The sequence below is a fragment of the Arthrobacter sp. SPT-J7 genome (genome assembly GCF_059089965.1).
Genome location: NZ_JBNHFF010000416.1, coordinates 1 through 1,520, shown reverse-complemented (window position 1 = coordinate 1,520; position 1,520 = coordinate 1). Strand labels below are relative to the sequence as shown.

The window sequence follows — 1,520 nt, the reverse complement described above, 5'->3', positions numbered from 1 at the left end:
CAGGCAACGGACAAGCCCGCCGGGCAATACCTGGAGATGGAGTTCCCCATCTCCCTGGTGGACGGACAGCTCAACCTCGACTTCACCGGTACAGCGGCCAAGATCAACTCCCTGGTCATTGCCGCCCGTGCTCCGCGCACCGCCACCACTGACCCCGGCGTCTTTCTCGCGGGCGACTCCACCGTGCAGACCTACGATCCAGGTTTCGCTCCCCAATCGGGCTGGGGCCAGATGATCGACCGGTACTTCGATGACAGCGTCTCCTTCAAGAACCACGCAATCGGCGGCCGGAGCTCCAAGAACTTCATCAGCCAGGGACGGCTTGACGAGATCCTCCGCGTCATCAACCCCGGCGACTACCTGATGGTCCAGTTCGGCCACAATGACGCCACCGTAGGCGTCGATGACCGCTATGCCTCACCAGCCGACTACAAGGAATACCTCCGGACGTACGTCAACGGCGCCCGCCAGCGCGGTGCCACGCCCGTTCTGGTCACCCCCGTGGGACGCCGGGACTACGACGAAGCCACCGGCAAGTTCCGGGTCAGCTTCCCCGAGTACGTGGCCAAGATGCAGGAACTGGCCGCTGAGGAAAACGTGGCCCTGGTGGACCTTTCCGCCTCGAGCCGCGCCTACTACGACGCCATCGGCCCTGAAGACACCAAGTCCGTCTTCCTCCACGTCGACGCTGGCGTCTACCCCAACCGCCCCACCGGCACGGTGGACAACACCCACTTCCAGGAATACGGCGCCATCCAGGTCGCGCGCCTGGTGGCCGGCGGCGTGAAGCAGCTCAGCGTTCCGCTGGCCTCACGGGTCAAGGAAATCGTGCCGCCGTCGTCAGTTCCTGCCAAACCGCAGGGACTGGTGGCCGGAAGCGTCTCCAACGCGGGGGCACTCTTGAAGTGGCAGCCCGTCGAAGGCGCGGACATCTACAAGGTGTACCGGAAGCTGGCTTCCGAACCCGACAGCGCCTACAAGCTCACCACGACCTCAACTGTCCCCACGGCCAACCTGGGCGGGCTCGCCGAAGGTACCGCCTACAGCGTCCGGGTCGCCGCCATGAACGGCAAGGGACTTTCGGAACCCAGCGATGTCCTCAACATGACCACCAAACAGGCAAAGTACAAGTTCGACTTTGGACCGGTGGGGGCACCCCTTGAGGCCGGCTACACCGAGGTCAGCCGGACCATGGCGTACACTCCGCAGCGGGGCTTCGGCTTCAAGGACATCTCGGTGCTCAGCGACCGGGACCGGGGCGCGGTGACCAACAACCTGCTGCGGGACTTCGTCCTCAGCGGCTCCAGCTTCGAATTCCAGCTCGACGTCCCCAACGGCACCTATGCCCTGAAGACCTACCACAGTGACTGGATCGGCTCCACGCGGACGGACGTCGCAGCCGAGGGCACTCCATTCGGCCAGGTGTCTTCCAGCCGGGCATCATCAGCAACGAAGATCATCAACCAGGTCCTGGTCTCCGACGGACAGCTCAACCTCTCCATAAGCGGCTCGGGCCAGCG

The 1,520-nt window shown here is 64.3% G+C and carries 1 protein-coding gene; it reads left to right on the top strand.

From position 1 onward, the window contains the following. Positions 1 to 36: 36 nt before the first annotated feature. A partial coding sequence (locus tag AC5RWX_RS33185; RefSeq protein ID WP_494100411.1) for an SGNH/GDSL hydrolase family protein occupies positions 37 to 1,520 on the top strand: 1,484 nt, incomplete at its 3' end.